Genomic DNA, 13,580 nt, shown 5'->3' with positions numbered 1-13,580 from the left:
GCTTTTGTTTTAAATAATTTAATGATAAGTGTATCCTCCATCAGGAAACAATACATTACCCGTAGTAAAACTATTTTGCATTAAATATAGTACAGTGTGCGCAATTTCATCATAATATCCAGCTCGCTGTACAAGAGAGAGAGATTTATAAGCTTCATAAGCAGCTAATCTATTTTCATTTTGTTCATTCTCTCTTTGAATCGTTCCGGGAGAAACAACATTAACTCTAATTGGAGCTAGTTCAACAGCTAAAGCTTTCCCTAAACTTTCAATAGCGCCATTACATGCACCGTAAGCAGGCGCTCCTTTAAGTGGTCTTTGACTAAATGCACCGGACATTAATACGATAGATCCAGTGTTTGAGAGAAAAGGAACTGCATATTTTACAGCATAATATTGCGGCCAAAACTTTCCGATAAAGCTACTTTCAGCAATATTATCTGTAGCAGTTATAGGTCCAAGTGTGTAAGAGGCTCCCGGTGTGAATAAATGGTCAAAAACCCCAACTGTCTTGAAAAAATGTTTTAATTGCTCTTTATTTTGATTATCCAATACATAAGTTTGCAGACGATTATTATTTAAAACTTCCCGAGCATTATTTAATTTTTCTTCAGATCGTGCGGCAATAATAACATGTGCGCCTTGTTCAATTGCTTGTTGTGCTGTTGCAAACCCAATACCAGAACTCCCACCAATGATAACGATACGGCTACCTTTTAATGTAGTAATAGACATATTTAAGCCACTCCTTTAATAAAAACGTTAAAATAAAGCTATTATGTCTTTATTATTCGCTAAAAGATAGCAAGTGAAAAGTACGCACTTTTTATGTACATAGTCGCATATTTCGTACTAATCACTATTCATGCGGATATGCAATGTGAAAAAAGATTTGTGATGTCAGAGGAGAGGTGTGAAAAATGGATTTACAAGAACCAAAGTTAAATGGTGTAATAGCAACATTACAAATAATCGGTGGGAAATGGAAACCACTTATTTTGTTTATATTATTAACAGACGGAACAATACGGTTTGGTGAATTAAAGCGATTAATACCAGATATATCTCAAGGGACGTTAGCGAAGCAATTGCGTGAATTAGAGCAAGATCAACTAATAGAACGCGAAATTTATCAAGAAATACCACCTAAAGTGGAATATAGTTTATCTGAGCATGGAAAAACAGTAAGTACTGTGTTAGATAGCATGTGTGGTTGGGGAAGAAGACATTTAGAATATATTAATGAAGATGAACTGTAAATATATTATGTAAACTGAAATATGTAAAGCTGCTATTTTGATAATTTGTATTTTATAATATACTGAATTGAATGATGTTATCGTACATATATTCTTTTAATTGTGGTGGGATGAATTTATGTATAGCTCGAAGTAAGTAATTGTTTGGGATTGAGAGATGCGTACTTGATATAAAAGGAGATTTACGAATATATAAACTATGAGTCTATTTCGGGGATGATCAGGATTAAACATTTTATGCATATTAACAAAGGGGAAATAATAAAATGAACGAATTAGAGTACAAAAACTTTTATGATAAAGTAGGAAGATTAAATGGATGGGATTTTAGTAAAATAAAATGTGAAACTGTAGGAGATTCATGGGACTTTTATAGAGAGGTAAAAGAAAGATGCAAGCCATCACATATTTTACTAGATGTTGGTACAGGCGGAGGAGAAAATGTACTTAACATAGCGTCTTCGACTAAATTATTAATTGGAATAGATAGTTCTAACGGAATGATTGAAACAGCACATTCTAACTTGAAAAAATCAGGTTTACAAAATGTTGAGTTTCTTCAAATGGATTCTGAAGCTTTAGCGTTTCCGTATGTGCATTTTGATATAGCTTCAAGTTGTCATGCGCCATTTGCAGCGACTGAATTATCAAAAGTAATGAAAAAGGATGCTTTTTTCTTAACGCAACAAGTTAGTGAACATGATAAATTAAACTTGAAAGAAGCATTTGGTAGAGGACAATGCTTAGGTGAAAGAGATGGAACTTTAAAAGAAAAGTATATGAGGGAACTTAGTAGTGCAGGATTTGAACTCGTGCAAGTACGTGAATATAATGTTACTGATTATTACAGTACGCCTGAAGATCTTATTTTCTTATTAAAACATACGCCTATTATTCCTAATTTTGGAGAAGAGGAAGAGGATTTTACTATTTTACAAAAGTTCATTGACGCAAATAGTTTTGAAAAAGGGATTCGCACAAATTCAAAAAGGTTTATGATTATTGCTGTAAAATTATAATATGTTATAAAGTAAAAGCTGCTTTTCTTTAAGAAAAGCAGCTTTTTGTGCGGGAAAGAAGTTTATACAAAATGGTCTCCATTTAATATAATATTAATTCGTGCTTCAGTAACAGAAAATTGGGATGGATATAGAGGTAAGGCAGCGAGTATTTTTATACAGAGAACAAGTACGACAGTAAAATTAATCCCAGATTCTAAGCATTTTTATTGGGATTATCCAGAAGTAATAGTAGTAGAAATAAGGTAAAATTGGCAAAGTCAACCTTTTTGAATTATATGTAATAAAGAAATAATGTATAGAGTAAGTAAGTTGCTTAGAGTGCTATTTTTTAGCCGGTGTATTTCCCATCGCGATAGAAATTCTATTCCAACTATTAATTTGATTAATAATCAAGATAAGGTCAATATATTGTTTTTCATCATAATGTTCGCATACTCGTTTATATAGGGAATCAGGAACTCTTTTAGTAGGAATTAGTGTAATATGCTCGGCTAGTTCAATAGCGAGTTTTTCTTCTGCTGTATAAAAAGTACATTCATCCCAAGTACTTAAGCAATAAATTCTTTGTTCAGTCGCTCCCATTTTTCGTGCATCAGATGTATGTAAATCTAAGCAGTAAGCACAGCCATTGATCTGAGAAACTCTAATTTTAATAAGTTCTCTAATCGTGCGATTAATCGTAGATTGCTTTGTGTACTTTTCCATGTCCATCATAATTTTCATAGCGTCAGGTGCAGCTTCATAGTAGGAAATTCTTTGAGTCACAATACAACACTCCTTTTAGTTTAAGATATGTGGCATTAGCCGAAAATGTTAACTTAACTGTTCTAATACAAAAGTATTAGTTTGTTAATTAAAGTTTCAATCTCCAGGTGGATTTTTCCTGTTAGTTTTTGAAATACAATACTAATAAATATAATGAATTTGGAGGTTAATTATAATGATTACACATATATCAGATATAAAACTACAAACGGTTTCCATAGAAGGGGTAAAACAAGTTTATAAGGACATATTATCTTTTCCAATAAAAAAAGAAACAGCATCATTTATTCAATTTGAAGTCACACCGTATACAACAATTAGTTTTCAAGAAGTATACGAACCAATTGCACCTGCGCATTTCGCTTTTGAGATTCCATATTCAAAATTTCATGAAACAGCAAGATGGCTTGAAAAGTCTGGGTTACTTATAGTGAAATGGAAAGATGGAAATACAATTGGTGAAGAGAATGGCCTATTCAATTTATATTTTAAAGACGGTGATGGAAATCTTCTCGAAATTATCGCACATAGTTATGTTAAAGAAGATGTATTAGTACCGCAGTCTCCTTTAAACATTTTATATGTAAGGGAAATCGGTCTTCCTGTTAAAAGTGTACCTGTATTTACAGAATGGTTGAAATCAAATCTAAATTTGAAAACGATGGAAGATGGGGATATTTTCAACTTTGTAGTTGGTGGAACTGCATATATTGTTGCGACTTGGTGGCAGCGACCTTGGATTCCAATTGCGATGAAAGCATTACCACCGAAAGTACACGTTACTTTCGGAACACCAGATCTTGTATTTTTACAGCAAATCCAAAATAATTTTAAGAAAAATAGTGTTCCATATGAATGTAAACATAATGAAGTATTTTTTATTGAGCAGGGATATGCATTTACTCTCTTGTATACACAAGAGTTTCATTCTGATATTCCTAATCAATTAAACTTACCACTTTCTATATCATTATAGAGAGCGGTAAGTTTAATTTTGTTATTAGAAATGAAAAATTAGTTATTATGTTGATTTAACATTTGAGCTATTCCTTGACCGAATGACCAATTCTCTATAGGTGTCTCATGTAGTGTAATGAAAACATCAGCAGTAGAGATTTGTAATATATTAGCTGTAATAGTGGCTATAGCTTTATATAAATCCTTTTTTTGATTAATTGTTCTTCCTGGTCCACACGTAATAGAAACATAAATCATATTGTTGGATCGTTTTATTGAACCTTCTAAAAGGTAAGATGAATTATAAAAAAGTTGATGAGAAGGATAAGGTAAAAACATTTGAAAATAATCATTTTCGGGAATATTGAAATGTTCAATTAACGAATGGTGAATTTGTTTACTTACATTTTTTAATAACTTATTATCGGATAATTTTTCAGGATGATAAACAGTGACAAATGGCATAATATAGCACTCCTTTTCTTTTGATTTCATTTTACTTCCAATACTTCCATTTGTATAATTGAAAATATATTAACTTATTATCAATAAAACCGATGAAGATGGTGTTTGAAATGGAAATGAAAGAATTACTTACATTTAAAAAAATTATTGAAGAAGGAACGTTTTCACAAGCTGCTAAACAATTAAACTATGCACAATCAACAGTTACAGCACATATAAAAAAGCTGGAAAGTGAAATTGGTTTTCTTTTGTTTGAAAGAGGATGGGATGCAAGATTAACAGAAGAAGGAAAACTTTTTGCAGAAGAAGTAGAAAATTTATTAATTCATTGGGAATATTCCATTTCTCAAGCTCAACGAATTAGTAATGAAGAGAAAGGGAGTTTGAGAATAGGCCTATTAGAATCTGTTTCTAAAAGGTTAATACCGATAATATTAAAGTTTTTAAATGCTGAAAAACCATATATACATTGTGATTTTGTAGTAGGAAATACAGCACTTTTATCAGAAATGATAGACCATAATAAGATTGATTTTGCCGTGTGTGGAAATAATGAAAATATATCAAATGTAAAATTTATTGTTATATGTGATGAACAAATTGAATTTATAGTGAATAATCCCGAGCATCCTTTGTTACAAAAAGAATTTGTTGAAGTATTTGATATTGTAGATTATCCCGTTATTGTAGGTGAAAGTAATTGTTATTCCTATCAATCTGTAAGTTCTCTCCTAGCGGAAAATAATTTATCTTTTAAAAGAATTTACAATTGTAGTGCATTAAATCTCATTCCAGAAATGCTTTTTGGGAATACGATTGGAATTATCCCGAAAGGTACAATTTTGAATGAAGAAGTACTATCTTTTAAGGTTAAGGGGTTTAATTCTAAAATTCCGATTGGTATATTAATTTCTTCTAAAAATAAAAATTATTTAAGTCATACGAAGCAAAAAATTATGAATGTCATTAAAGAAGTCTTATAAATATGCGGAAATATAAATGCTATTTTCAATACGTATTTTTTCCTTATCATTTTAAAGGTCTTTGTAATGATAAGGTTTAGATGAGTAGAAGGATATACAGTAGTTAAAGTGAATTAAACTAAAGGTATTAGGAATAGGAGGGGAAAACTTGGATTTAGGTGAGCCGATAGCTAAAGGAAATACTGCTAACATATATCTTTATGAAAATAAAGTAATTAAATTATTCAAGGAATATCTTACTGATACAGAGTCTATGAATGAAGCAAAAAAACAAAAATATGCTTATTCATGTGGACTACCAGTTCCAAATGTATTTGAAGTGACAAAGGTACAAGCTAGACAGGCAATTATTATGGAATATGTAAAAGGAGAAAGTATTGGGGATCTCCTGCTAAACAATCTAAATGAAGCAGAGCATTACATAAATATTTGTGTCAATGAGCAAAAAAAGATTCATGCTATACGTGTGAACATAGATGAAATAGAATCAATGAGAGGAAGGTTAGAGCCACAAATTAAATCTGTTTATAAATTGGATGAAAAACAAAAGGAAAGTATATTGAATAAGTTACATTCAATCAAATTTGAACCTAGATTATGCCATGGCGATTTCCATCCATTTAATCTAATTTTGAGTGAAAAGAATGTAAGTATTATAGACTGGGTAGATGCTTGCTCAGGTGATATTCGTGCAGATGTGTTTCGTACATATTTATTGTATGCGCAGTCTCATATAGAATTAGCAGAAATGTATTTGCAAATATATTGCCGTAATACCGATCTAACAAGAGATGAGATCTTTCAATGGGCTCCTATTATAATTGCAGCTAGATTTTCTGAGAAAGTATCTCCGCAAAATGAATTATATGTAAACAGATTATTGAATCAGTATTTATAAGTAATACAACAAAGGTTGTCTAGTAGCTAAAATGCTGTTGTTTAACTAAAGTTTCCTTGTAGTTAAACAACAGCATTTTTAAACATTAATATAGGTATATTTAGTTTCGATCTTCATCCTATAAAGATTTATTATCCGTACTTGTTCCTCAGTTAATTCTTTTTTATCCCAATACATATGCATTAAGCTATATTCAAAAATCTCCTTTAATTTTATAAACAATGGAAACTTGTCTATCATCTCTTTTGGGAGTTCATTTTCTTCTTGATATCCTTCAAATAGTGCATTTGTAATAGAATGCTCATAGTCAACGATATTCCCATTTCCAGCAAATGAATATTCTATCGCACTATAAATAGGAACTGCTAAATCAAATATGTAAAAATGTTTTTCACAGTCTTGAAAATCAATCATTGTTAAGTTTGAATTGTTTTCAACTAAAATGTTTTCTAACCATAAATCACCGTGAATTAAGCCGTAATTTGAAGTGGGTTTTTGTAGCTTTTTTATAGAAGTTAAAACGTCAGATGCAATTTCTCTTATAGTAGTTTCTTCTTTAGGGATATACTTAAGAAAATTATACTCTTCATTTTCATACCAATCGTTTATATGTTTAACCGGTTTAGTCTGTTCAAAACTTTTAGAAATACGATGTAATTTTCCAATTTGTTTACCAAGCTTTCTAAATATATTAGAATTCCATTCGTACCTTGGTAAATGTATGCCAGGCGCAGCTTTATATAATACAGCAAAAATCTCTTTGTCTAATGTTAACTTTTCTACTAAATTCCCATTAAGAGAATGTATGATTGGAGGAACTGCTAAACCATTTTCATATAAAAAGTTCGTATATGTAACTTCTTCTAACTGTTCTTCATATGTTTTGTAGTTTGTAATTCTAATGAAGTATGTACCTAGTTCTGTAAGACATTGATACATTTCATTCGTTATTGGTTTAATGTTAATAAAATTTAACGAATATTGTCCATTTATTAATTGAAGTATTTCTTTTTCTAGCTCGTTCATTGTAACATCCTTTCCAAACTTTAATTTTTTACTTGAGAACTAAAAGACTCTTAATTTACAACATTCGTGTTTTATTTTTGATATCCTTTAAAATGAAGCGATGTAATGAATGGCCCATGTTATAAAACACAAGAAGTATCAAAAGAAAGTAATGAACATCTTTTATAATGCTTAATAAGGGGGGAGTAAATGAATGAATATATACAGAAGATGATTGATTGGATTGAGAGCAATTTAAAAGAAGAATTTTCATTAAATGAATTATCGTGTTATATGGGTTATTCTCCGTATTACTGTTCTTTTAGATTTCACCAAGTAACAGGCATTAGTATTAGACGTTATATTCTTTTGAGAAGATTGTATTTATCTACGGGGGAGTTGACGAATGATAGAAAGATAATAGATATTGCATTGGATTATGATTATTCTTCGCAAGAGGCTTATAGTAGAGCTTTCAAAAATGTTTTTTGGAATGAATCCAAGAGAATTCCAACTTAACAAAATGCCTGTTCAGTCATTTATTAAACTAAAAATAGAGGGGGAGTTTAAAATGAACGTTTCTAGAAAATTAGAGGTTGAGCAGTTACGAAATGCAAAAAGAGAGCTGTTTGATAAAGATGTACTAAACATATTAAATGGTCAAATGATGTATGAAGAATTTAAAAATGAAAAGCTAATGGGTGATTCTGAATATGCACCATTTAATGAGGCAATGTGTGTGAACCTGGCTACTACACAAGTTTTTAATGAAGAGTTTATTAAAACAAGAGCAGAAGGTCATAACAGTTCAATAGAATGTTATACAAAAAAGGTTATAGACCCTTTAGAAAACCTTTTTACGAAAAATTATAAATGCATTGTTTTATGGTTTGGTGAAGATATGTTTTGCCAAATGAATCTACTTACTATCCTTTCATATCTTGAACAGTCTTGTTATGAAGGAAAAGTATACTTAAATAGTTTCAGGGAGGATGAATTTAAAGTAAGTCAAATTGAACTTGAATTGGGGAATTATTCTTCTATATACAATGAAGTATTAATAAACCACAAAAAGACTTCCCGTAAGGTACCACCTGTAATGTATCAGGCTATAGACTTATATTTAGAAATGCTAAAAGAAGATAATATCGTAATGAAATTCATCTCTAAAAATCAAGGTTTATCAAATCAAGAATTATTAACAAAGTTGTTTCATCTTTTTCCAACAATCGGATATGGTAATTCTCAGTACATAGAATTGATAAATAAAATAAAGAAGAAAGCTGAACCTAAAATATAGGAACAGCTTTCTTCTTACAATTGTTCAAGGGACTCTAATTCGCCCTCTACAAATAACATTAGTTCTTTAATCGTTTCTCCAGAAAAATCAAAACGAATACCGGCTGCTTCATATACTTCAGTTAAAGATTTAGAGCTACCTAATGATAAAGCTTTTTTATAATTTTCTAGTGCTTGTTTAGGATTTTCTTTATATTGTTTATACATTTGCAATGCACCAAGTTGTGCGATAGCATATTCGATGTAATAGAACGGTATTTCGAATATGTGTAATACAGGTAACCAACCAGTTGCGATCCAATTTTCATACCCTTCAATATTTAAGACGCTCGATTGGTAAGTGTTATGTAATTCTAAATATTTTTCGTTTCTTTCCTTAGCAGTATGATTAGGATTCTCATACATCCAATGTTGGAATTGATCAACGATAAGCATTTGTGGTAAGTACTTAACAATATCTATAAAGAAATCTAATTTTGCTTTTATAAATTCTTCTGTATTCTCATAAAATGTATCCCAATACTCCATCGAAAATAATTCCATTGTCATGCTAGCGAGTTCTGCTGATTCAGAAGGGATTTCCAAATATTTTTGAAGTTCTAACTGCTTCATACATTCATTATGAATACTATGACCCATTTCATGGAGGAAAGTAGTAACATCATAATGTGTATGATTGAGATTCATGAAAACGAAAGATAATCGAGAAGCAGGTAAATATTCGCAAAATCCTCCTGGTCCTTTTCCTTTACGACTTTCTAAATCTAAGCAATTATTTTTACGCATACGGTCCAGTAATCTAGAAAATTCAGGATCTAGTTTGTGTAAAATATGAGAACTTTTTTCGATTAATTCACTGGCGTCTTCGATAGGTTTTAATGCTTTTTGATTTGGTGCGGTTGCTTTTAGATCCCATGGACGAAGACTATCTACTTGAAGTTCAGATGTTTTCTCATTAAATATTTTATCGATAAGTGGTACTACGTATTTACGAATAGATTCAGCAAGTTCATAGCAATCATCAGGCGTATAATCAAAACGTTCATGTTTTTTAAACATATAATCGCGATAATTATCTAATTGAATATTTTTTGCTTTTTGATGACGGATTACGATTAATTCATTTAATATATGTTGTAATGTATCTTCAACAGATAAAAATGTTTCAGAAATGAGCGTTTTTGCTTTTTTTCGTATATGACGATCCGGATCTTGTAAGTAAGACTGTAGTTCGGTAATTGTCTTTTCTTCACCGTCCCATAGCGCAGTTAAACCACCTGTAATTTCGAAGTACTCGGTTACTAATTTGTCTTCGCTTATTTCTAAATCAATGTTCTTTTCACAAAATAATGTTTGCGCATTCTTTATTTTTTTATCTAGTAAGCTATACGTTTTTGGATCAAGTTCCATTCGAAAAGGGGACTCTAAATATTTATTATCAAATGAATTTTGATAACGTTTCAAAAGAGGTCGTACATATTGTTGATCATATTCAAAAGTATCTTTTATTTTTTTATTATCTGTACTACATTGAAAGGCGATATAGTGCGATGTTAATTGTTCTTCAATTTCCCAAATGACTGTAGATTGTTTTTTTAACCAGTTTTCAAGCTCTAGTTTTGAAGAAATCGCTTCATTTAATAAAGTAGAAAGAGCATTTTCTAATTCTAGAACGTTACTAATATCAATCGTATTTACACGTTGCAATATATATCCCTCACTTTTTATTTTCTTAAGGAAGTATTCTTCTTCTTTACTACAATCCCTTTTTTTCCTAAGAAGTTTGTGCCCACTACTCCAAGAACAATCAAAATTGTTCCGATGATGTGATAGTATGTGATTTGTTCATGTAAGAATACAACACCCGCGATAATTGTAATAAGTGTAGATAAGTTGCTGAAAACACTTATTTTAGCTGCTTCAATATAAGATAAGGAATAGTTTAATAGCAATGCCGTCAGCAAGGACGATAGTAACCCTAAATATAAAATAGAGATAAGAAATGTTCCATTCGTAAAAGGTTTAAAGTATACCGTTATTGTACCTTTACTTATATGGCTGGCGATTGCGATTAAATTAAAGCTAATAAAGCCGATTACTGTCATAGTGTAAGTTAAATCCATTAGTTTGAATTCCTTCGTCATTTTTCGAGCTAACACATTATAGAAAGCAGATGATAATGCCGATAGCAAAATAAGAATAACACCTATGAAACTAGTTTCATGAGTCCCTATACCATTCATGATAAATATATAAATGACACCGATGACAGAAATGAGTACAGATATTTTTTGCCATGTATTTGTATACTCTTTTAAAAAATAGGAAGCTAACATCATCGTAAATATAGGAATCGCCGCTTGTATAATTCCCGCCTCAGAGGAACTTGTATACACTAAGCCAAAAGCTTGAAAAGCAAAAAAAAGTGCTGGATAAAAAAACGCAATTGGTAAAAGAGAAAGTATGTTTTTTAATGATATATTTAACTTTACGAATCCAAAAATAATCGGAATATTTGCTGCTATGAAAGCAACTGTAAAACGATGAGCCAGAGTATCAAGAGGGCTTGTAATGGTTAGTGTTAGTTTCACGAATAAAAAGGAAAATCCAATAATAAATGAATAGAGTAAAGCTGATAAATATGCCTTTGTTGTAAGTTTCATAATTTCACCTCATAGTAACTGATTTTTTACTGGCCAGTATACGTACATATTAATCTTTCTGATCTAGTGCTACAATGTGAATAAATACAAACTGTACCGGTACAAAATAAGCGTAAGAGGTGTCATAATGTATAAGTATTTACATGTTTTAAATGATTTAGAAAATATGATTCAATATGGAGAGATAAAAGAAGGAAAGAAATTACCGTCTATACGGTCACTCGTTATGCAATATAAATGTAATAAGGCAACAGTTATACGTGCACTTCACGAATTAGAAAAGCGTCATATTATTTATTCCGTGCCTCAGAGTGGATACTACGTTGTTAAAAAATCAGGGAGTACCATTGAAAGTAACGAGATAATTGACTTTGCCTCTTCAGCACCAGATCCAGATGTTTTTCCATATTTAGATTTTCAACATTGTATTAATAAAGCCATTGATACATATAAAAATGACTTGTTCGTATATGGAACGCCGAAAGGTTTACCGTCTTTAATTCCGGTCATTCAAAAACAACTAGCAAATTATCAAGTCTTCACTAAAGAAGAAAATATTTTTATAACGTCAGGTGTACAACAAGCGCTAGCTATACTAACTTCTATACCATTTCCAAATGAGAATGAAACGATATTAATTGAACAACCAACATATCATCTATATATTGAGTATCTAGAAATAAATAAAATTCCTGTAATCGGTATTAAACGTACAAATGAAGGTATTGACTTAAATGAATTGGAACGTATTTTTCGAACAGGTAAAATAAAATTCTTTTATACAATACCAAGATATCATCATCCGCTTGGAACTTCTTATTCAAAAGACGAGAAAGAAAAGATCGTGTTATTGGCTAAGAAATATAATGTATTTATAGTGGAAGATGATTATTTAGCAGATTTAGAAACAGATTCAAAAACAGATCCGTTATATAACTTGGATAATTGTAATCATGTAATATATTTGAAAAGTTACTCTAAGATTATTTTTCCAGGTTTACGGGTTGGAGTTGCGGTCATTCCGCCATCCATCGCAAATGATTTCCATACATATAAAAAGATATTAGATATTGATAGTCCGATGATTTCTCAGGCGGCTTTAGAAATTTATATAAAGAGTGGTATGTTCGAACGTCATAAAAATAAAATTAAATCTTCCTACTATAATAGATCAATAAAATTAGCGGAAACATTAAAAAAAGTGCAAAATGAGAATCCATCATTATTTGCATATAATAGACAAAACACATTGGGAATACACACTTGTTTAGAAATACAAAAAAACATAGCTATAGAAACTTTCATAAAAACATTAAGAGAAAATCAAATAAGTATCGATTCAGTTGATAGAAATTATTTAAATGATTTTCATAAAGAAAAGTTGCTAAAGTTAAACGTATCGAATGTAAAAGAAGATAAAATTGAAGAAGGTATTCGTAAAGTAATTGAGGAAATCAAACAATCAGGACAGTTGAATTTTCAGTTTAGAAAAGAATAATTTGAATTAGGAGGTTTGTTGTGAGACGCAAAATAATTCTCTTGTTTGTGTGTATCGCTATAATAATTGGAACTATCGTTGTGACTAAATATTATAAAAAAGATGATCAATGCATTGCGGTTGGTAAGTATTCAAGAGGTATTATCGTAGATCAAAATAACGAACCTATATCTAATGTGAAAATTTATGAAGATTCTATTGAAAGTAAGGAACGCAGCATTTCAAATGCACAAGGTGAATTTGAAATACCACATGGTGTTTGTGGTGAGGTTGTATTACAATTTGTTACTCCAGATGGTGAAATCTATACGAGGAAATATGATAGCAAGCATATACCGGAAGTGATAGAACTGAGTTATAAAAGGTAAGAGAAATTACATGAAATCATTTCAAGGAATAAGTTTAAAATTAATATTTTTTAGAGCACTCAATAGCTGAGTGCTCTTTTTATTTAGGACATAAGTAATTTAAATGGAAATAAACTACCAATAAATGATAACCTTTAAATGATAACCTTAAAGTGTAGCATTTATTTTGAATAGGAGGGTGATGGAGTCTATGGCAGTACGTTTAGTCGATGATTTACAACAATTATCGTTGTTACTAATGTTTTTATGTACATTTATATTTTACAGATATTTAAAAAAGGTAAGACAAGAGAGAAAATTGACTGGTTTTGAATGGACAATGTATTTTGTCACTCAATTTGCGACAGTAATTTGGACAATTACTTATTTTATTAAATTCTTAGCTGAATCGTAATTTC

At 30.5% G+C, this 13,580-nt stretch carries 15 protein-coding genes and 1 pseudogene; 10 read left to right on the top strand and 6 right to left on the bottom strand.

Features of this window, described 5'->3' with window-relative positions; all coding sequences use genetic code 11:
• Window positions 1-18: 18 nt before the first annotated feature.
• On the bottom strand, window positions 19-735 hold the full coding sequence (locus JDS82_RS23220) for an SDR family oxidoreductase (RefSeq protein ID WP_088058063.1): 717 nt from the start codon (window positions 733-735) through the stop codon (window positions 19-21).
• Window positions 736-920: 185 nt separating this feature from the next.
• Here JDS82_RS23220 and JDS82_RS23215 point away from each other — a divergent pair, with 185 nt between their 5' ends.
• The 3 genes from JDS82_RS23215 (at window position 921) to JDS82_RS23205 (ending at window position 2,527) form a co-directional block, all read left to right on the top strand.
• Window positions 921-1,259, top strand: a complete 339-nt coding sequence (locus JDS82_RS23215) for a winged helix-turn-helix transcriptional regulator (RefSeq protein ID WP_199714017.1) — start codon at window positions 921-923, stop codon at window positions 1,257-1,259.
• Between the two features lie 266 nt (window positions 1,260-1,525).
• Complete coding sequence (locus tag JDS82_RS23210; protein WP_088091511.1) at window positions 1,526-2,278, top strand: class I SAM-dependent methyltransferase; 753 nt, start codon at window positions 1,526-1,528, stop codon at window positions 2,276-2,278.
• 45 nt (window positions 2,279-2,323) lie between these two features.
• The gene (locus JDS82_RS23205) at window positions 2,324-2,527 is read left to right on the top strand and encodes a hypothetical protein (protein WP_000334476.1); all 204 of its coding nucleotides are present in this window, start codon (window positions 2,324-2,326) and stop codon (window positions 2,525-2,527) included.
• A gap of 75 nt (window positions 2,528-2,602) precedes the next feature.
• Here JDS82_RS23205 and JDS82_RS23200 read toward each other — a convergent pair whose 3' ends face one another.
• Window positions 2,603-3,046: a carboxymuconolactone decarboxylase family protein gene (locus tag JDS82_RS23200; RefSeq protein ID WP_199714016.1), complete on the bottom strand. Its 444-nt coding sequence runs from the start codon at window positions 3,044-3,046 to the stop codon at window positions 2,603-2,605.
• Window positions 3,047-3,221: 175 nt separating this feature from the next.
• Between JDS82_RS23200 and JDS82_RS23195 the strand changes: the two genes are divergently transcribed.
• Window positions 3,222-4,022 carry a VOC family protein gene (locus JDS82_RS23195; protein ID WP_048566363.1) on the top strand — a complete coding sequence of 267 codons (801 nt, stop codon included), beginning with the start codon at window positions 3,222-3,224 and terminating at the stop codon, window positions 4,020-4,022.
• 38 nt (window positions 4,023-4,060) lie between these two features.
• Here JDS82_RS23195 and JDS82_RS23190 read toward each other — a convergent pair whose 3' ends face one another.
• A complete protein-coding gene (locus JDS82_RS23190; protein ID WP_001117406.1) occupies window positions 4,061-4,468 on the bottom strand; it encodes a tautomerase family protein in 408 nt (135 codons plus the stop codon).
• A 110-nt stretch (window positions 4,469-4,578) separates the two neighbouring features.
• On the opposite strand from JDS82_RS23190, the gene JDS82_RS23185 reads away from it, so the two are divergent.
• Together JDS82_RS23185 and JDS82_RS23180 are read left to right on the top strand one after the other, a co-directional pair.
• Complete coding sequence (locus tag JDS82_RS23185; protein ID WP_000425261.1) at window positions 4,579-5,451, top strand: LysR family transcriptional regulator; 873 nt, start codon at window positions 4,579-4,581, stop codon at window positions 5,449-5,451.
• A gap of 148 nt (window positions 5,452-5,599) precedes the next feature.
• The gene (locus tag JDS82_RS23180) at window positions 5,600-6,349 is read left to right on the top strand and encodes an aminoglycoside phosphotransferase family protein (RefSeq protein WP_199714015.1); all 750 of its coding nucleotides are present in this window, start codon (window positions 5,600-5,602) and stop codon (window positions 6,347-6,349) included.
• Between the two features lie 78 nt (window positions 6,350-6,427).
• Here JDS82_RS23180 and JDS82_RS23175 read toward each other — a convergent pair whose 3' ends face one another.
• Window positions 6,428-7,375 (bottom strand): phosphotransferase enzyme family protein, encoded by a 948-nt coding sequence (locus JDS82_RS23175; protein WP_199714014.1) that lies wholly within the window; start codon window positions 7,373-7,375, stop codon window positions 6,428-6,430.
• 189 nt (window positions 7,376-7,564) lie between these two features.
• Between JDS82_RS23175 and JDS82_RS23170 the strand changes: the two are divergent.
• Window positions 7,565-8,654: pseudogene (locus JDS82_RS23170) on the top strand (helix-turn-helix domain-containing protein).
• Window positions 8,655-8,668: 14 nt separating this feature from the next.
• Here JDS82_RS23170 and JDS82_RS23165 read toward each other — a convergent pair.
• The gene (locus JDS82_RS23165; RefSeq protein WP_199714013.1) at window positions 8,669-10,360 is read right to left on the bottom strand and encodes a M3 family oligoendopeptidase; all 1,692 of its coding nucleotides are present in this window, start codon (window positions 10,358-10,360) and stop codon (window positions 8,669-8,671) included.
• 17 nt (window positions 10,361-10,377) lie between these two features.
• Window positions 10,378-11,316 carry a DMT family transporter gene (locus JDS82_RS23160; RefSeq protein ID WP_199714012.1) on the bottom strand — a complete coding sequence of 313 codons (939 nt, stop codon included), beginning with the start codon at window positions 11,314-11,316 and terminating at the stop codon, window positions 10,378-10,380.
• A gap of 127 nt (window positions 11,317-11,443) precedes the next feature.
• On the opposite strand from JDS82_RS23160, the gene JDS82_RS23155 reads away from it, so the two are divergent.
• The 3 genes from JDS82_RS23155 (at window position 11,444) to JDS82_RS23145 (ending at window position 13,576) form a co-directional block, all read left to right on the top strand.
• On the top strand, window positions 11,444-12,814 hold the full coding sequence (locus JDS82_RS23155; protein ID WP_000280139.1) for an aminotransferase-like domain-containing protein: 1,371 nt from the start codon (window positions 11,444-11,446) through the stop codon (window positions 12,812-12,814).
• Window positions 12,815-12,834: 20 nt separating this feature from the next.
• The gene (locus JDS82_RS23150) at window positions 12,835-13,182 is read left to right on the top strand and encodes a hypothetical protein (protein ID WP_001253113.1); all 348 of its coding nucleotides are present in this window, start codon (window positions 12,835-12,837) and stop codon (window positions 13,180-13,182) included.
• Window positions 13,183-13,372: 190 nt separating this feature from the next.
• Window positions 13,373-13,576 (top strand): hypothetical protein, encoded by a 204-nt coding sequence (locus JDS82_RS23145; protein ID WP_000290978.1) that lies wholly within the window; start codon window positions 13,373-13,375, stop codon window positions 13,574-13,576.
• Window positions 13,577-13,580: the final 4 nt, after the last annotated feature.

This window comes from Bacillus cereus group sp. N14, assembly GCF_016483555.1.
Lineage (GTDB): Bacteria > Bacillota > Bacilli > Bacillales > Bacillaceae_G > Bacillus_A > Bacillus_A wiedmannii.
This window is presented reverse-complemented; position numbering and strand designations above follow the sequence as displayed.